11 protein-coding genes and 1 pseudogene are annotated in these 18976 nt (G+C 70.8%); 9 read left to right on the top strand and 3 right to left on the bottom strand.

All coding sequences use genetic code 11. The features are described 5' to 3' along the window. The first annotated feature begins 33 nt into the window (after window positions 1-33). From CUC05_RS16085 to CUC05_RS16065, 6 genes are all read left to right on the top strand, one after another. A complete protein-coding gene (locus tag CUC05_RS16085) occupies window positions 34-8781 on the top strand; it encodes a tandem-95 repeat protein (RefSeq protein ID WP_108667151.1) in 8748 nt (2915 codons plus the stop codon). Between the two features lie 22 nt (window positions 8782-8803). Continuing rightward, window positions 8804-9820: a HEAT repeat domain-containing protein gene (locus tag CUC05_RS24790; protein ID WP_157965648.1), complete on the top strand. Its 1017-nt coding sequence runs from the start codon at window positions 8804-8806 to the stop codon at window positions 9818-9820. 89 nt (window positions 9821-9909) lie between these two features. Further along, window positions 9910-10560 (top strand): class I SAM-dependent methyltransferase, encoded by a 651-nt coding sequence (locus CUC05_RS24785; protein ID WP_157965647.1) that lies wholly within the window; start codon window positions 9910-9912, stop codon window positions 10558-10560. Between the two features lie 109 nt (window positions 10561-10669). Continuing rightward, complete coding sequence (locus CUC05_RS16075) at window positions 10670-11095, top strand: pyridoxamine 5'-phosphate oxidase (protein ID WP_157965646.1); 426 nt, start codon at window positions 10670-10672, stop codon at window positions 11093-11095. A 25-nt stretch (window positions 11096-11120) separates the two neighbouring features. Beyond that, window positions 11121-12509 carry an alpha/beta hydrolase gene (locus CUC05_RS16070; protein ID WP_108667149.1) on the top strand — a complete coding sequence of 463 codons (1389 nt, stop codon included), beginning with the start codon at window positions 11121-11123 and terminating at the stop codon, window positions 12507-12509. A gap of 110 nt (window positions 12510-12619) precedes the next feature. Continuing rightward, a complete protein-coding gene (locus CUC05_RS16065; RefSeq protein ID WP_108667148.1) occupies window positions 12620-13372 on the top strand; it encodes an SDR family oxidoreductase in 753 nt (250 codons plus the stop codon). 90 nt (window positions 13373-13462) lie between these two features. On the opposite strand, the gene CUC05_RS16060 is transcribed toward CUC05_RS16065, so the two are convergent. The 3 genes from CUC05_RS16060 to CUC05_RS25910 form a co-directional block, all read right to left on the bottom strand. Then, window positions 13463-15406, bottom strand: coding sequence for a cell wall-binding repeat-containing protein (locus CUC05_RS16060; protein WP_108667147.1), 1944 nt, complete (start codon window positions 15404-15406; stop codon window positions 13463-13465). Window positions 15407-15653: 247 nt separating this feature from the next. Beyond that, entirely contained in the window at window positions 15654-16445 is a 792-nt protein-coding gene (locus CUC05_RS16055; protein WP_108667146.1) for a cell wall-binding repeat-containing protein, read from the bottom strand. 126 nt (window positions 16446-16571) lie between these two features. Further along, window positions 16572-16700, bottom strand: a complete 129-nt coding sequence (locus CUC05_RS25910) for a hypothetical protein (RefSeq protein WP_276308910.1) — start codon at window positions 16698-16700, stop codon at window positions 16572-16574. 346 nt (window positions 16701-17046) lie between these two features. On the opposite strand from CUC05_RS25910, the gene CUC05_RS16050 reads away from it, so the two are divergent. The 3 genes and pseudogenes from CUC05_RS16050 to CUC05_RS25155 all read left to right on the top strand — a co-directional run bounded on the left by CUC05_RS16050 (window position 17047) and on the right by CUC05_RS25155 (window position 18634). Continuing rightward, a complete protein-coding gene (locus CUC05_RS16050) occupies window positions 17047-17442 on the top strand; it encodes a hypothetical protein (protein WP_108667145.1) in 396 nt (131 codons plus the stop codon). 88 nt (window positions 17443-17530) lie between these two features. Further along, a pseudogene (locus tag CUC05_RS26135) lies at window positions 17531-17737 on the top strand (hypothetical protein); the annotation flags it as partial. Window positions 17738-17896: 159 nt separating this feature from the next. Further along, on the top strand, window positions 17897-18634 hold the full coding sequence (locus tag CUC05_RS25155; RefSeq protein WP_170128038.1) for a hypothetical protein: 738 nt from the start codon (window positions 17897-17899) through the stop codon (window positions 18632-18634). Window positions 18635-18976 lie beyond the last annotated feature (342 nt).

Below are 18976 nucleotides of genomic sequence, written 5' to 3'. Positions count from 1 at the left end.
GTCGGCAGGCGGCGGGGTCAAGGGGATTGCGGGATGGGTGGGAATCGTTCGCGTCGCGCTGCGGCGATCGTTGTCGTGCTGGGCGTGTTGCTGACTGGGCTGCCGGCGTCGGCGCAGCCCTCAGCAGCGCCGTTCTGTGATCCCCAGGACGGAGGCGCCACCGGTGGGGCCGCGGACTTCGCGTTCGTCATCGACACGTCGGGCTCGATGAGCAGCAACGATCCGCAGCGGATCCGTGTCACCGCCTCCCAGAACTTCGTGGACGCCTTCATCGACGGTGATCAGGGGGCGGCCGTCCGGTTCTCCAGCAGCGCAAGCCTGCTGCAGGCCCTGACCGCGGACCGCGACCTGGTCAAGCAGCGGCTCACCTCCGCCGGCGCCGCAAGCGGTGGCACGAACATCGGTGCCGGCGTGCAGACGGGGCTCAACGCCCTTGCCGCAACCCCGGACCCCGACCGTCCCCAGTACCTCATCCTGCTGACCGACGGGCAGGGCTCGTACTCCAACGGCCTGACCCAGCGGGCGATCGACGAAGGCGTGGTGATCTACGCCGTCGGTCTCGGTCGGGGACACAACGCGGGCTTCCTGCGGGGGGTCGCCGAGCCCACCGGGGGGCGCTACGTCTACGCCGAGGCCGCGCAGGACCTCATCACCGCCTTTGCCGACATCCGCGAGGAGACCAACGACGACCTCTGCCCGGCCCCCACCGTCGACGCCGGCGGTCCCTACACCGTCGACGAGGGCGCGGCCCTGACCCTCCTGGCCACCGGCACCGTTGCCCCCGACGCCCAGCCGGCCATCCACGACTGGGACCTCGACGGTGATGGGACCTTCGAGACGCCGGGCCGCACGCCGCGGCTGTCGACCGTCGACATCGATGGTCCCACCTCCCTCGTGGTCACGGCCAGGGTCTGCGACGTCCTGGGTCAGTGCGCCACCGATACCGCCACCGTGGACGTCCTCAACGTCGCCCCGCAGGTGTCAGCTGGCCGTGACCGCACCGTCTTCCGTGACGAGCTCGTGGCCCTGAACGGGCGCTTCGCAGACCCTGCCGGGTCGCTGGACGACCGCTATGCCACCCGCTGGACGATCGCCGACCGGGATACCGGCGACCCCATCGGCGACCCGGTGGATGCCGACCTCGAGCACGGGCAGACGGCGGGTCACACGCTGTCCTTCACGACCCCCGGAACCTACGAGGCGAGGCTCGACGTCACTGATGCCGACGGCGCCACCGGAACCGGCGGCCTGACCGTCAGGGTCCTGAACCAGCCCCCCGACTGCAGCGCCGCCGCGCCTTCCACCGGTGAGCTGTGGCCGCCCGACCACCGCGTGGTCGACGTCACCCTCGACGGGGTCGTCGACGGCGATGGTGACCCCATCGACGTCGTCGTCACCCAGATCCGCGCCGACGAGCCGGTCGAGGCGAACGGCGACGGCACCGGCTCTCCCGATGGCTCGGGTATCGGCACGGGGACCGCCAGCCTTCGTGCAGAACGGCAGGGCGGCGGGAACGGCCGCGTGTACCACGTCACCTGGACCGCCACCGACCACCTGGGTGGGGCATGCCAGGTCACCGCCACCGTGGCGGTCCCGCACAGCAGGGGGCCCCGGGGCGCTGCCGTCGACGACGGCCCGCTGTACGACGCGACCGCAGGCACCGCGCCCGCACCGGATGCGCCGTTCTCCACCGACGACCGATTCCACCTCACCGAGGGCCGCACCATCACCGTCCCGGCGCCCGGAGTGCTGGGCAACGACACCGACCCTGACGGCGATGCGCTGGCAGCCGCGCTCGTCGAGGACGTCACGGTAGGCACCCTCGTTCTCCAGCCCGACGGTGCGTTCGAGTACACCCCACCCACGGACCACGTCGGCCTCGTCACCTTCCGCTACACGGCTTCCGACGGTGCCCACGACTCACCGGCGGCCACGGTGCAGCTGCACGTCGCACCAGCCCGTGACGGCGTTGCCAACACCCCGCCCACGCTGGGCAGCACCGACGCCGTCACGGACGAGGACGTCCCGATCGTCGTGTCCTCGCAGGCCAACGACGCCGACGGGGACCTGACCACCCTCGCCGTGGACGTCACGCCGACCCACGGGACGGCACACCTCGAGGGCACCGGCGTCGTCTACTCGCCGGACGCCGACTTCCACGGCACCGACACCTTCACCCTCCTCGCCACCGACGGCGAGGCCGTGTCGCCCCCCGCCACCGTCACCGTGGTCGTGGCCCCGGCCAACGACCGGCCCACTGCCGCGCCCCACCTGGCCACGATCGCGGAGGACACGTCCGCCACCATCGACCTGCTCAACGACGTCATCGACATCGACGGCGACAGCGTGACGGCCACCGGCATCACGCAGCCAGACGACGGCGGTGACACGACGATCGACACCGACGCCGGAACCGCGCACTACACCCCCGTCCCCGACGGCAACGGCATTGCGACCTTCGCCTACCGGATCGACGACGGGGCCGGTGGAATCGACCACGACTGGGTCACGGTCACGGTCACCGAGGTCAACGACCCGCCGCTCGTCGGTCCGGACGCGGCCATCACCGACGAGGACGTGCCCGTCGACCTCGCGGTGGCCGACCTCCTTGGCAACGACCTGCCCGGCCCGGACAACGAGTCCACCCAGGCCCTCGCCCTCACCGCGGTCAGCGTCGGCCCCGACTCCCACGGCACCGCGCGCCTGGACAGCGACACGGGGCTGATCACCTACACCCCGGACACCGGCTACGAAGGACTGGCCACCTTTACCGCGACGGTCTGCGACGACGGCACCACCGCGGGCAGCCCCGACCCGCGGTGCACGATCGGTGCCGTCGAGGTGACGGTCAACCGGGTCAATGCACCCCCAGTCGCCGCCGACGGCAGCGTGACCACCGACGAGGACACCCCCGTCCAGGTCGTCCTGTCGGGCAGTGATCCCGACGGCGATCCGCTGGCCTGGCACATCCTCTCCCACCCGGCCCACGGGTCGCTGACCGGGAGTGGGAACACACGGACCTACACCCCCGACCCGGACTACGCGGGCACCGACGAGCTGCGGTTCGCCACCGATGACGGCGAGGACCGCTCTGCCCCGGCCACGGTCACCATCACGGTCGTCCCCACCCCAGACGCACCGATCGCCACCGATGACCAGGCGACGACCGACGAGGACACCGCAACGACCATCGACGTGCTGGCCAACGACCGCGACCCCGACGGGGACCCGCTGACGATCGTCCTCCTCGACCCGCCGGTCAACGGCAGCGCCACCCACGACGGAGCGAGGGTCACCTACACCCCCGCCGTCGACTTCGCCGGCGCCGACTCGCTCCGCTACACCGTGGAGGACCCCTCCGGCCTGCAGGCGACCGCACGGCTCGACATCACGGTCACTCCGGTCAACGACATCCCCACCGCCGACGACGTGCGCGTCACGACGACGACCGACACCGCCGTGTCGGTGACGCTGACCGGCCGCGACGTCGAGGGCAGCCCCTTGGCGTTCGCGGTCCTCGACCCGCCGTCCAACGGCAACCTCGATGGGACCGCCCCGGACCTGACCTACACCCCGACCGTCGGCTTCACGGGGACCGACTCGTTCACCTACACCGCCTCCGACGGGGACGCCGAGTCCGCTCCCGCCACCGTGACGGTCGTGGTCAGCCCCGCCGACGTCACCCCGCCGACCGCTGTGGACGACCGCCACACCACCCCGGTGGACGTCGAGCTCGTCGTGGACGCTCCCGGCGTCCTCGGCAACGACGACGCCGGCACCGGTGACGCCCTCGTGGCGACCGCGGTCGACCAGCCCACCGGAACGCTGCAGCTAGGCAGCGACGGCAGCCTTCGCTACACCCCGCCCGCCGGCTTCAGCGGTACGGACCGGTTCACCTACACCGCCAGCAACTCCGCGGGCAGCGACCAGGCCGTCGTCACCATCGACGTCATCCCGGACGGCAGCGGCGACGACGCCTTCGACCATGTGGTCGTGGAGTCCGCCGCCACCGCGCTGCTCCCCGGCGGGCAGCAGCAGCTGGTCGCCGATGGCGTCCGAGCAGACGGCACGGCCACCGACATCGCCGACCGCGCCCAGTGGACATCCACCGACCCCGCGGTCGCCACAGTGGACGACCGTGGACTCGTCACCGCCACCGGCCCGGGAACCGCCACGATCACCGCCTCCGCAGGTGGCACGAGCGGCAGCATCCAGGTCGACGTTGCCGCCGCGGTCCCCGACGACGACATCGCCCCGACGGCGGCCATCACCGCTCCGACCGACGGGCAGGACATCGGCGACATCGTCGAGGTCGTGGGGACCGCCGACGACGCCAACCTGTTGCGCTACGAGCTTGCCCTTGCCCCGGTGGGCACCGCGGACTTCACGGTCCTCGCCGAGTCCGTCACCCCCGTCGTCGACGGCGCGCTCGGCCAACTCGACCCGACCCTGCTCCGCAACGGGCAGTACGAACTGCGCCTGGAGGTGACCGACCGTGGCGGCACCACCGTCACCACTGCCGTCGGCGTCCAGGTCTCCGGCGACCAGAAGGTTGGCCTGTTCACCATCCAGATGACCGATCTCGAGGTCGACGTGGCCGGGCTGGACCTCACCGTCGACCGGGTCTATGACTCCCGTGATCGACGGCCCGGCGACTTCGGGTACGGCTGGAACCTGGCTGTCTCGTCCATGACGGTCCAGTCGAACCGCCTCCAGGGCGAGGAGTGGCGCGTCGACCGTGTCGGCAGCGGCTTCAACGTCCGGTATGTCCTGTCGCCCAACCGGCCCGCCGTCGTCACCGTCACCACCCCCAGCGGTGATGTCGAGGAGTTCGACCTGACGCCCACCCCCGGCTCCCAGGCCATCTCCAAGCTCGAGCAGACCACGGCGGCCTACACCGCCAGGCCCGGCACCCTCGGCCGCCTGCGGCCCCTCGGCGCCACTCGCCTGTGGATTCCCGATGGCCAACCCGGTGACGTCACCCTCTACTACGACGGCACGCTGGACGTGTACGACCCGGACGCGTTCGAGTACACCGCCCCCAACGGCGAGGTCTACGTCCTGTCCATCGCCGACGGGGTCCGGTCCCGACGCGACCCCAACGGCAACACCCTCACCTTCGACGACAGCGGCGTGACCCACTCCGCAGGGCCGCAGCTGCGCTTCACCCGTGACGCCGACGGACGCATCACGGAGATCACCGACCCCGCCGGCAACGTCCATGCCTACGACTACGACGACCGAGGCGACCTCATCGCCCACACCTCCCCCGTGGGGGACACGACCGGGTTCGCCTACAACCGCCGACACGGCCTGCTCGCCATCGTGGCCGGCGACGGGACACCGACGACCCGCAACGAGTACGGCGCGGATGGACGGCTGACCGCCGTGGTCGATGCCGACGGCAACCGACGGACCTTCGACTTCCAGCCGGGCAGCCGGCAGGTGGCCACGACCGACCGCAACGGCCACGTCACCGTCACCGCATACGACGTCGACGGCAACGTCACCAGCATCGTGGACGCCATGGGTGGCACGACCAGCTTCACCCATGACGCGAACGGCAACGAGACCAGCGTCACCGACGCCAACGGCAACACGACCACCCGGACCTTCGACGCCCGCGGCAACGTGACCAGCGCCACGCTCCCCAACGGCGACGTGACCACGTTCGCCTACGACAACCGGGATCGGTTGCTGTCCACCACCGGCCCGGACGGGACCACGGCAACGTTCGCCTACGACGCCAACGGCAACGTGACCCGGGCCACCGACCGCCGCGGAGCCGCCACCACCTTCACCCACGACGCGAGGGGCAACACCACGCGAACCGTGGGGCCGGACGGCGCGGCGTGGCAGGACGGCTACGACGCGACCGGCCGCGGCACGACGACCACCGACCCGTCCGGTTCGGTGACGACCAGCACCTACGACGCCAACGGCAACAGGACACGGACCACCGAGACGCGGACGTCCGCGGACGGCACCACGGCCACGCTCGAGACCGCCATCACCTACGACGCGTCCAACCGTCCGGTGGCGATCACCGACGCCGCCGGTGGCACGACGACCTACACCTACGACAGCCACGGCCGGCAGACGGCCGTCACCGATCCCGCCGGTCACACCACCAGCCATGCCTACGACCGTCGCGGCAACCTGGTCACCATCACCCACCCCGACGGCTCGACCGAGGCGTTCGTCCACGACCCCGAGGGCAACGTGGTGTCGAGTACCGACCGTGCCGGGCGGACCACGACCCACGCCTACGACGCGCTGGACCGGCTCGTGTCGACCACGTATCCCGACGGGGCGGTGGAGACCCGTGAGTACGACGCCGTCGGCAACCTCCTCGCCGTGCGAGATGCCGCCGGAAACACCACGACGATGACCTACGACGCGCGCAACCGCCTCGTCTCGACGACCGATCCGCTCGGTGGCACGACGACATGGGTCCGCGACGGCGACGACCACATCGTGGCCGTCACCGATGCTGCTGGCCACACCACCCGGACGGACCGCGATGGGGAGGGCAACCCGATCCGCATCGAGCATCCCGATGGATCGGTGGAGACCCGCACCTACGACACCGCGGGGCGCCTGGCCAGCCACACCGACCAAGCGGGTTCCACCACCAGCTGGACCCACGACGCCGTCGGGAACCTGGCGACCGTCACCGACCCGCTCGGCGCCACGACGACCTACACCCACGACGAGGCGGGCAACCTGATCCGCCAGGTCGATGCGCTGGGCCGTACGACGACGTGGAGCCACGATGCCCTCGACCGGCAAGTCGGCCACACCCTGCCCCTCGGGCAGCACACCGCCGCGACCTACGACCTCGCGGGCAACCTCGAGTCCACGACTGATCCCAACGGTGTGACGATCACGCGCACGCACGACGCGATGGGTCAGCTGCTGGCCGAGGACAGCCCAGCGGGCGCCCGGTCGTTCACATGGACCGCGACTGGTCTGCTGGCCACCGCCACCGACGCCCGCGGCACGATCACCTTCGACTACGACGCCCGGGACCGGCTGGTCCAGCGCACCGACCCGGTTGCCGGCACGATCGGCTACGCCTACGACGTGGTCGGCAACCTGACCTCGCGCACGACCCCTGCCGGGACGACGAGCATGGTGCACGATGCGGCCGGACGCCTGGTCGAGGTCGTCGACCCGAACGCCGGACGGTTCGCCCTCACCCGGAGTGTCACCGGTGCCATCACCGAGGTGCGCTATCCCAACGGGCTCGTGACCACCACCTCCCTCGATCCGCTTGCACGTCCGACGACCGTCGTCACCGATGGCCCCGCCGGTCCGGTTCGCAGCCGCAGCTACACCTACGACCCGCGCGGGCTCGTGACCGAGGTCGTCGACTCGGTCCTCGGTACGTCGTCCTACCACCTGGACCCCGCCGGCCGACTCGCCAGCGAGACCGTCACCCCGATCGGTGGATCCCCCCAGGTGACCGCCTACACGTGGGACGCCGTCGGGAACCGGATCGGCGTCGACCACGGCGGGACGGTGGAGACCGCCACCTTCGACGACAACGACCGCCTGCTGACGATGGGCGCACGGACCTACTCGTGGGACGCCGCCGGCAACATGCTGGGCGAGAGCGGCGGCGGTCGGACGGCCCTCTACGTCTACGACAGCCGCAACCGGATCGTCTCGGCCAGCGTCGACGGCCGTGTGGTGGACCACGAGTACGACGCACTCGGCAACCGGGTCTCCACCGACGTGGACGGCGTCCACACCGACCTGCTGGTGGACGACCGCGGCGGGCTCAGCCATGTGCTGGCCGAGATGGAGCCCGGCGGCGCCGTCATGGCCAGCACGGTCCTGGCCGACGACGACGTGCTCGCGCAGGTACGGGGCGGCGTGCCGTCGATGTTCCACGCCGACCACCTCGACAGCGTCCGCGACGTGACGGACTCCGTGGGTGCGGTCACCGACACCTACGACCACGACCCCTTCGGTGTGCCGCGCAGCACGACAGGGGCCACAGTCAACCCCTACCGGTTCGCCGGCGAGCGCGTCGAGGCGTCCGGACTGGTCGACCTGCGCAACCGTGACTACGACCCGTGGTCCGGCCGCTTCACCACCGTCGACCCGTTCCCACCCTCGTTGACCGAGCCAGCGACGCTGCACCGGTACGCCTACGGCAACGGTGACCCCGTGAACCACGTCGACCCCAACGGCTACATGGCCATGACCGCCGCCATCGCTCCGACGTGGACCATGCCGACGCTGGCGGCCATCAGCCTGCCGAGCCTGACCACCGTGGTCGGACTTGCGGTCGAGGCCGCGGTCGTCGCCTGTGTCGGATCCGCCGTCCTCAGCGCCTTCGCCGACGTCGACGGACCGGCCGGCAAGTGCGACGTCACCAAGGCCCACATGCTCTTCCCCGGCCGCGACACGCCCCGGACCACGGATCACATCAGGGACGCCATCACCGGGAACCGGTCGTGGTCGTTCCTGACCCGTGGCGACAACGCGATCCCCCGCGGCTGGTACCGCGGCGACGCCAGATGCCAGTCCAACGACCCGGCGACGGCAGGCTTCTGGTGCGACGAGTACCCGTTCTATGCCACGCGGGAGGCCAGCCGGGCCTCGTCGCTGCGGCTGGTCCCGGAGTGGGAACAACGTCGTCAGGCCGGCTTGCTCACCGCCTTCTTCCGGGTCTGCGACGTCAAGCGAAACCATCCGAACCGTGCACGGTCCGGATTCGGCGTCCAGCCCGTCAGCCTGCCCGGCCCGTCCTGGGTCTGCGGGCAGTAGATCAGGAAGGAAACGGCACGACATGGACACCCAGCACCTCACCGCGGCCATGCAGGGACGTTCCCCCCTGGTGGACTCGTGGCGTCCCGGCCGTGGCCGGGACGAGCTGACGGCGGCACGGCTGCACGGCCACCCCCTGCCCGAACCCGTCGTGGAATGGTTCGCCTGGCACGACGGGACGGCATCGGACCACGAGCTGCTCGTCGGAGGTCGACCGTTGCCGCTGGACCGGGCCCTGACGGTTGCCCGGGCACGATGGGACACCGCCGAGTCGGTCGCGCGCGACATCGGGATGGCACAGCCCATCGGATGGGACGAGGGGTGGCTGCCGGTGATCGCCTCTCACCAGGAGGAAACGTGCTGGGTGGTGGACTGCCGGCTGCCGGACCCACCGGTGCTGCGGGTGGACGCCGAGGACCCCGATCCGGCGACGGCGTTCGGCTCCCTGGCGGACATGGTTGCGGAGCTCGGCACGGCCTGGGCGTCCGGGGCCCTCGTTGCCGAGGACGACGGCCGGGCCCGGCGGGTCGATGGTGCCCCCCTCGCCGGACCGCTGACGGCGGCGGACGTCGAGCTGCTGGACTCCCTCGCGTCCGACGACGAGGACACGACGTGGGAGGCAACCGAGGCCATCGCCTCCCGGCTGTCCCCGGACTTCCTGGCCGGACTCGGCCGCGCGGTGCAGTCGGCCCCGTTGGAGTGGACCAGGACGAGGGCCATCGAGCTGATCGCGCAGGTGGGCGGCCCGGACGCCCAACGCCGCCTGGTCGACATCCTTGCCCACGGCGACCAGCCCGCGCTTCGCGAGACGGCCGCGGGGTTCCTCGACCCCTACGACGCCCCGGTGGTGGCCGATGCGCTGGTCGCCGCGCTCGACGACCCGGCCCCCGCTGTCCGCGCGAGGGCCGCGTACTCCCTCGCCGGCATGACGACGTCGATCACCGCCGACCACCTGAGCGCCCTCGACGCCCACCGGTCCGCCGCCGACCCGGCCACGGCCGCCGCCATCGAGTACACCCTCGGCCTGCTTCGCCGCTGACGTGCTGGCGGGCTGCCCGTGGCTGGGCCCGTCAGCCAGTCGTGGACTTCCCGGGGAGCTCGACTCGTCACGGCTGCTTGTATGGGGGCATGCCTGATGACCTGCCCACGTTCGGCCGCCTGCGTTCGAAGTTCGAGGCGCGCACGCTCGACCTGATCGACCCGGGGGTCCGGCGTGTGCACGGCCAGGCCAAGCAGGACGTGATCGGGGCGATGACCGGCACGGTCGTCGACGTCGGGGCGGGGACCGGCGCGAACATGCGGTACTACGCGCCGGGGGTGAAGGTCATCGCGGTCGAGCCGAACCCGGTCATGCACGCCCGGCTGCGGGAGAAGGCCGACGAGCACGGGGTGGACCTGGAGATCCGGACCGTGGCGGGGGAGCGGATGGACCTGGCCGACGACGAGGCCGACCACGCGGTCGGGACGTTGGTGCTGTGCGGGGTGGCCGACCCGGCGAGCGTGCTGTCGGAGATCCAACGGGTGGTCAAGCCCGGCGGGACCTACTTCTTCCTCGAGCACGTGGTGGCGACCACCCCGGGGATCCGAGCGCTCCAGCGGGTGACCCGGCCGGTGCAGAAGTGGGTGGCCAACGGCTGCGATGTCATGCGCGACACCGGCGCGACCCTCGAGCAGGCCGGCTTCGACGACCTGCAGCTGACCACGATCGACGAGGGGTGGCGGTCCTTCAACGCGCGCATCATGATCCGCGGCACCGCTGTGATCCCGTCCGACGGATGACGGCGTTCGATGGGGACCGCGCCCTCGTCACGACACGCCCTCCTTCGTCGACGACGACTGACCCACGTAGGCTGCGAGCCCGAGTGACCGACGACCAGGGGCACCCACGATGACCGACGACCCGACGGCCAGCCCCTCGGCGCGATCGGCGTCGCCCACGCCCGGCTGGCCGCGAGTGGTGGCCACCATCGCGGGCGTGTTCTTCCTGCTGACCGGTCTCGGTGCGCTGGCCGCCCCACGAGCGTTCTTCGACGCCGTGGCAACCTTCGAGCCCTACAACCCGCACTTCCTCCAGGACATCGGGGCGTTCCAGATCGGCTTGGGCGCGGTGCTGCTGCTGGCCGCGGTGCACACCGATGCGCTGGTGGTCGCGCTCACCGGCGTGGGCGTCGGTTCGGCGGCCCACCTCGTCTCCCACGTCGTGGGCCTGGACCTCGGTGGCAACCCGGCCACTGACCTGCCGCTGTTCGCGGTGCTGACGCTCGCACTGCTTGCGGGAGGGCTGAGCCGGTGGACAAGCGTGCGCCGACGTTGAGGTCCGCCGACACCTGTCCGGCGCCATGACCTTCCTCGACCTCACCACGGTGGTGGCCGTCCTCCTCGCTGCGGCAACGGCGTGGTGGCGGCCCCGGTTGGCGCTTCCCGCAGCCGTCATGGCGACGGCCATCGTCGCGCTGCAGGCCGTGGCTGCCGCCCGGTGGCAGATGGTTCCTGCGTACGTGGCGGCGGCGGTCCTGCTGGTCATCGGCGTGGTCCGCGCGGGCGGGCGGGACGTCCCATCCCGTCGGGGACAGAAGCTGGTCGGGCTGCTGGCGGCCTCGCTCGCGCTCGTGAGCCTGGTGGCGGGGACCGCCCTGCCGGTCCTGTCCCTCACCGAACCGGCGGGTGTCGGCACGACCAGCTACACCCTCCTCGACGGCGACCGAACCCACCCGTCGGGCCCGGCCGGCGTGCCTCGGGCCCTGCCGGTGCAGGTCTGGTATCCGACCGACGCGACCGAGGGGCCACGCAACCCCGTCACGACGCAGCCGGCCGAGTTCGCGGCCATCGCCGGTGACTTCCTCGGCCTGCCGTCCCTCCTCCTGCGACACCTCGGGATGGCCAGGACCGCCGCGATCGTCGACGCGCCCTTGCCCACCGAGCCGTTGCCGGTCGTGGTGTCGGTCCACGGTTGGGGAGGGTTCCGTGCCGCGCAGGCCCAGCTGCTGGAGGCGCTGGCCGCCGACGGCCACCTCGTCATCGCGATGGACCACGCCTACGGCGCGCTGGTCAGCCAGCCCATCGACGGTGGGGAGGTCATCGGCATCGACCCCGACCTGCTGCCCGACGGGGTGTCGGACGAGGAGTACGACCGCGCCTCGACCGAGCTCGAGCGGCTGTTCCGCGACGACGTCCTCGCGCTTGTCGCCGACCTGGTCGACGGCGGCGGACCGGCGGGGGAGGGTGCGCCCGTCGAGGTGGTCGCCGCGGCCGACCTCGACCGGCTGGTCATCCAGGGCCACTCGACCGGCGGAGGGGCGGCCATCTGGGCCTGCGCCGAGCTCGGCGTCCCGGCGTGCGACGGCGTGATCGGCCACGACCCCTGGGTCGAGCCGCTGCCCCCGGCGGTCCGGTCGGCCGGGCTTGACGTGCCGCTGGTGTCGTTGCGCAGCGACCCGTGGATGGGCGACGACAACGACGCCCTGCTGGTCGAGGTGCACGCGGACACCGAGCAGGCGGTCGGCCTGGCGATCCCCGGCACGCTGCATCGTGACGTCACCGTGCTCCCGCTCCTCACCCCGCTCGCGAGCCGGATCGGCCTGTCGGGAACCCTCGACCCTGCCGAGACCCACCGGCTAACCGAGGCGATCACCTCGGCGGCGCTGCAGCTGATGATCGGGTCGGGCTCCGGCCGGGTCGAGCTGCTGACGGACCCGCCGGACGGCGTCGAGGTCTCCGAGCCCCGATAGCCGCCAGCGCTCGGATTCGAACGAAGCGCACCGGCCGAGCGTGGGAATCCCCACCGACGGGGTAGTGGTTGGGCCCTGACACGACATCCGCCGACGGAGGAGACAACGAGATGAGCACGACCACCGGAACCCGACTCGAGGGCAAGGTCGCCCTGATCAGCGGAGGGGCGAGGGGGATGGGCGCCAGCCACGCCCGGGCGATGGTCGCCGAGGGGGCCCGGGTCGTCATCGCCGACATCCTCGACGAGGAGGGCAACGCCCTCGCCGACGAGCTCGGCGATGCTGCGGTCTACGTCCACCTCGACGTGACCGACCGGGCACAGTGGGCCGAGGCCGTGTCCACGGCCGTCGAGCGGTTCGGCGGGCTCAACGTCCTGGTCAACAACGCCGGCATCGCCAACTTCGCGCCCATCGGGGAGTACACCGGCGAGCAGTGGGACACCCTCATCGCCATCAACCTGACCGGCGTGTTCAACGGCATGACCGCCAGCGTCGAGGCGCTCAAGGCCGGCGCGCCCAGCTCGATCATCAACATCTCTTCCACCGCCGGGCTGATGGGCTTCGCGAGCCTTCCCGGCTACAGCGCGGCCAAGCACGGCCTCGTCGGCCTGTCCAAGTCCGCCGCCCTGGACCTCGGCGTCCACGACGTCCGCGTCAACACCGTGCACCCGGGTGTGATCGCCACGCCGATGACCGACGGCATGGAGACGCCGCAGACCCACGTGGCGATGAAGCGGGTCGGCCAGCCCGAGGAGGTGTCGAACATGATCGTGTTCCTCGCCAGCGACGAGTCCAGCTTCTCCACGGGCGCGGAGTTCGTGGCCGACGGCGGCGAGACTGCCGGGATGGCTCCCCCCGAGTAGCCGCCGGCACAGCGCCGTCGTCCCACGATGGCGGCGCTCCCCGTGCGCGAGGGCACGGGGAGCGTCGGGATCGCCGGGTCGTGCCGCGCCTCAGCAGGGTTGGGTGAGGGCGTCGCGGACGGCCTGGTCGATGAGCCGGTCGGAGCCGATGAGGGTGGTGTCCGCGCGTGTGCCGGTGGCGCAGAGGCGGTCGTCGGTCTCGTCGGGCAGCCGGTCGGAGTCGACCAGAAGGGTCGGCTGGTCGAGGTCGGCAGCGGCGCCGGCGGCGGCGAGGGTGAACGCCCAGGCGTCGTCGGCGGTGCCGTTGGCGATGACGTAGCCGCCGGAGGTGGCGGGCCAGAGGTCGGCCACCGTCACGGCGGTGCCGTACCGGGTGGTGCCGTTGGCGCGGGTCGCGCTGATCCGGTCGACCACGTCGTCGGAGATGGCGGCCGGGCCACCGAGCGCGGTGACGGGCAGGTCCTGTCCGTCGAGCCAGTCGGCGACGGCCGGGTGGAGGGTGTCGGTGGGGGTGAGGAGGATCGGCTGGCCGATGTCGGCGGCGAGTCCGCCGGCGGTGATGGCATCGGCCCAGGCTGCGGTTGGGTTGTCGGCCGGGCCGTCGGCGCGGGCGAGCATCACCCCGTCGGGATCGGGGGTGAGGGTCAGGGCGAGGTCGGCGACGGCGAGGGCGGTCTCGACCCGGCTGGGGCCGGCGAGTCGGACTGGGGTGTGGCCGGCGTCGGTGATGGCTCGTTCGACGTCGTCGGACAGGGCGGCGGTGCCGCCGAGCAGGTAGACGGTGCCGTCGTCGAGGATGCGGTCGAGCTCGGTGGCGGTGCGGGGGTCGAGGGTGTCGCCCGCCGTGTACAGCAGCGGCGCGTCGCCGGTGAGGACCGATCCGCCGAGCGCGTCAGCGAAGACGTCAGCGCGGGCGAGAACCGCGAACGGGACCGTCCTGGTGTCCTGGGCGAATGCGGTTGGTTCGGTGAACCGCAGGTTCGACAGGTCGATGGCCGCCTGGATGGGGTCGTCGGCGCTGCTGGCCGCGGACACGTCGGCAGGGTCGATGGTGGGTGTGGGCGAGGGCGCCCGAACCTCCCGGCAGGGGGAGAACTCCGAGGTCCCCTCCGGACCGGTCGCGGTCGCGGTGACCACCTCGCCAACGGCCAGCGGCACACCCACGAAGAAGGTTGTCGTTCCGGTCGCGTCGGTCCGTGCGTCCACCGCGCCGAGGAACCGCTCCCCCTCGCCGTAGCCGGAGGGGTCGCATTCGTCGGAGGCGAACACCTCGATGACGAAGTCGGTGTCGGGCGTGCTGTCCAGCGACCCGCGCAGGGCCCGGCCGGCGGTCGGGGTGTTGAGCACCGGGAAGTTCTGGAACCCGCTGGGACCGACATCGCCGTCACCGGTGTCGTTGGGGGTCACCCCATCTGCCAGAAAGGACTTACCCAGGTCGATGCCGAGCGCCCCGTTGTCGTGGATGGTGTTGCGGCTGACGGCGGCACTCGCGCCCGCGACCACGAGCAGGCCGAAATCGTCATTGCCGGCGATGGTGTTCCCGGCCCCGGCGTCGGCGCCGCCAACTCGAACGTCGACCTGTTGGACGACCACGCCACCGTCGTCGTTGGGCACCGTGCCCGTGCCTGCGGCGTCGGTGCCGATCAGGTTGCCCTCGACGGTCATGCCCTCGGTGAGGGCGTACACCCCGAAGCGGCCGTTGCCGGACAGCAGGTTCCCCGCTCCGGGGGTGCCGACGCGCAGACCGGTGGCCGAGGACCACGAGGCGATGCCGTCGTTGGTGTTGCCCAGTGCGGCGGTGCCAGCGGCGTTGGTGTCGATCCGGTTGTTCTGGACGAGGGCGTCCGGGCCCTGCACGAAGATGCCGTGGTTGCCGTTGTCGGCGATCGTGTTGCCGGCGGCGGGGTCGGTGCCGCCGATGAGGGCACCGGACGCGGAGCCCAGGACGTAGATGCCTTCGCCGGAGTTGATGCCGCCACGGTTGCCGAGCGCTGAGGCCCCGTCAGCGGTGGTGCCGGTCAGGTTGCCCTGCAAAACGGCGCCGCCCCCTTGGAGCACAACCCCGTGGCCGTCGTTTCCGGAGATGGTGTTGCCCGCCCCGGGGGCCGTTCCGCCGATCCGCACACCCGTGCCGAACACGTAGATGCCGCTGCCGTTCCCGAGGCTGGTGGTGCCGTCGAGATCGGTGCCGATCCGGTCTGGCTGACGAGTACTGGCCGGGCGGATTGCCGCCCGTCGTCATGGGCCGACCGCGACTGTTTCTGCCCGTCTCCTCGGGGGGTCAGTTGGTGCGGTGGGACGTCTGCGCCTGGACTTGGGCGGCCACGTCGTCGCTGACCGCGAAGGCGCCACCGAGCACGATGACCTCTGTGGGGTTAAGCCGGGCGACCTCGTCGAGGACGATCTGCGGCACCGGTCCGTCGGCCGGGACGTAGAGGATGGGACCGCCGCTCAGCTGTGAGCCGGGGAGTGCGTCAACCTGGACGTTGGCGTTGGAGAGGATGACCCGGGACGCGCGGTTGGGGAAGGCGAAGCGGCTGACCTCAACGGCGGTCTCGTAGCGGGATGCCCCAGCGAGTCGCTCGATGGCGGCGGGCTCGAACTCCGGGGCGGGGATGTCGCCGCCGGGGGAGGTCAGCTCGACCGGGCCGAAGGTGTTGGAAGTGTCGCCGCCCTCGATGTTGCTGCGGTTGACGAACATCGAGTAGGTGCCTTCCTGGATGCATCCCGCAGGGATGGTGGTGGTCCATTCCTCCTGCCCGCTGCTGCTGTCGAACGTCGTGGTGATGCCGGGGCAGTCGATCGACTCACCGTTCTGCCGGACGCTCGTGGACGAACCGAGGTTGCCGGCGGAGACGTAGAGCCTGTTGACATTGTCGTCGCTGTCCTCGTACCAGCTCAGCTCACCGAAGGAGCGTGGGTTCTCGATGGTCGTGCGGAGGACGATCTGCTTGTCCTCGACGGTCGATGTGGCATCGGTGATCCGCCAGACCTGGTTCTGGGACGAGGCGACGGTCGCGCCGGCGGCGAGGATGGCAAGGATGAGGATCGCGAGGATCACAGGGCGGTTCATGGGTCGTTCCTTCTGACGTCGATGACTGCGTGCCGACCGGTGGTTCCGACTCGGCTGTTGTCATCGTTGCCCATGCAATGCGTCACATGTGACGAAGGTCCGTTCCGCGGCAATGCTATCCTCGTGTCAGCCGCCGGGGGAGACGCGGGCGATGAGGGGCGCGTGGTCGCTCTTCACCGGTAGCGCCGGGTGGCCCCCTTCCTCGTAGCTGCCCACGACGACGTCGTGGACGATCCAGGAGCGGGGGACCAGCACGAAGTCGCAGTGGAAGCCGGCGTCGGGGTTGGACCTCCGCCACAGCGTGTGTACGGACTCCTCGCCGACGGCCGCGCCGGTGTGTGCGTAGTAGTCGCTCTTGAGATCGTGGGCCTCGCACAGGTTCTCGAGGTATCCCGGGAACGTCGTCGGGTCCGATTGCCCGGAGCATCCGGACCCTAGACGCTGGTTCTCGTTGTCGAGGGGTGATCTACCGTCAGACCTGACCTCGCCGTAACGCCATGCTGGCTCGGTCGTTCTGCAATCTGTGCGACCCGCGCGACGCAGTCACGACGACCGGGTGTGCGGAGGATCCGCGCGCACGCGAGTTCCTGGAGGAAGCCCTGTGCACGATGTCAACGACCCACGATCCGGTGCGTTCGTCCCCACCACCCGATCACAGCTCGAGGAGTTCGAGCAGCCGGAAGCGTTCGCCACGCTCGACACCGGCGAGCGGGTGAGTGTCCGGCGTCACCGCGACGCGCTGAACCACATGCGCACGCGACCCACCGGCGGCGTCGTGGAATGGGGGCTGAGGGTAAAGACGTGGCGGCGGTACGCCCCGTTGGTTACCGCGACGGACGAGCGCGAGCGCTCGTTGATCAGCACGCTCACCCGGCAGGCCGAGCTCGACCCCGGTGTGCGCAGCGTGACGGTCGAGACACCAGACCCCTCGGTCCTTTGTGTCTTCGCAGCGGTCCTCGACGGTGTGCGGCGACGCCTGTCGCATCTGGTGACCTGAACGGTGCCCGAGAAGTCGCCGTCTACGTGGGGGCGCTGCGGGTCCGGTCGCAGGAGTTCGAGCAGGACCTGCAGATGGTGCACGGGGCATGAGCACCGAGACGATCGCCATCACGACACGGGATCACCGCCGAAGGGTCGTGTACAGCTTGTTGTTCGGGCTCGCACTGCTGCTGGCGTCGGCGGTCACGCCTCTCACCCAACCGGCGGAGGCGCACTCGGGTGGTACCGACTCCTCGGGGTGTCATGTGTGCCGGACCAACTGTGCAAGCCACGGATACACCACCGGCGAGCGTCACTGCCACGGGGGTAGTGGGTCGTCCAGCAGCGGGTCGAATTCCTCGGCCGCCCCGCCACCCCCGCCCCCACCTCCTCCGCCACCCCCGCCCCCGCCCCCGCGGGACACGACCCCTCCGCCCAAGCCCGTCGTGCGGGACCAGGTCACCGGGTCACGGGTGAGCCTGTCCATCACCGCTGAGGCGAGCAGCACCGTCGAGGTGTCGGTTGGCGGAGAGACCGTTGCGGAGTTCGTTGCCAGCGGGAACACGCACGACATAGAGCTGGACCTAGCCGAAGGCACCTTCGTGGTGTCGGTGATCGCCAGCCCCGACGACGCCCGCGAAATCCTGGACGCGTTCGTCGACGCCTGGGAGGTGATCGAAGCGATCGGGTTCGAACGGAGTGACGCCCAGAGCCTGCTGGCGGCATCCGTGATGCACCTGTGCACGGAGTGGCTCCTCGAGCCCGAGGACTTCGACATCGACACCGTCGCCCCCACCGACGCCCAGCAACCAACACCCGCCCCGGCGTCAACGACCCGGATCGAAGGGCGGTGCCACGGCACCGGTGTCGACCTCTACTGCGCCTCCGGAGGATCTGGCGAGATCTTCTGCACTCTCGACCCCACCAGCGATTACTACCAGGCCGCATGCGGCGACCCGGAGGCCATCGTCTTCCAGGGAGACGGGTGCTTCAACTACGGCAACGCAGACGTGGACTGCGGTCCAGAGATCGAGACATGGGCCTATGGAACCTGCAGCCCGCATCCCACGGACGGCGATGTCGTGTGCACGGATCCTCAAGGCGACTACTTCTGTCGGGAGTCCGCCTCACCACTGTGCGGCATGCGGGTCCTCCGCGACGAGGAGATGGACTGCTCCATCTACTGGGACGGGTCGCGGCAATGTTTCTGAACTCGATGGCTGTGCGCGCACCGCACGTTTGGGTGGTCTACGCTGCCAGATGCCGGACGGAGGGTCCGGCAAGTTGCACGCCGCACACACTGCCAGCAGGGATGGGTGGGACCTGACCGATGGACGCCTTCGGTATCCACAGGAAGCTGATCGGAACCTCCACACCCTCTCAGGCAGGGATGCCGCTCAACACCGCTTCAGGCTCTTACTAGGTCCAAGGGGTGCAGGCAAGGGGTGAGTCCCACCACGTGGTGTAGGAGCAGGGTCCGCCCGATAGGGCGGGCCACCGTGTGAACTTCATGTCTCCTACAACGCGAAGGACCCACACGATGACCCAACAGC

The organism is Euzebya rosea, assembly GCF_003073135.1.
Lineage (GTDB): Bacteria > Actinomycetota > Nitriliruptoria > Euzebyales > Euzebyaceae > Euzebya > Euzebya rosea.
The sequence above is the reverse complement of the archived record's forward strand: the minus strand, read 5'-3'. Positions and strand labels throughout refer to the sequence as shown.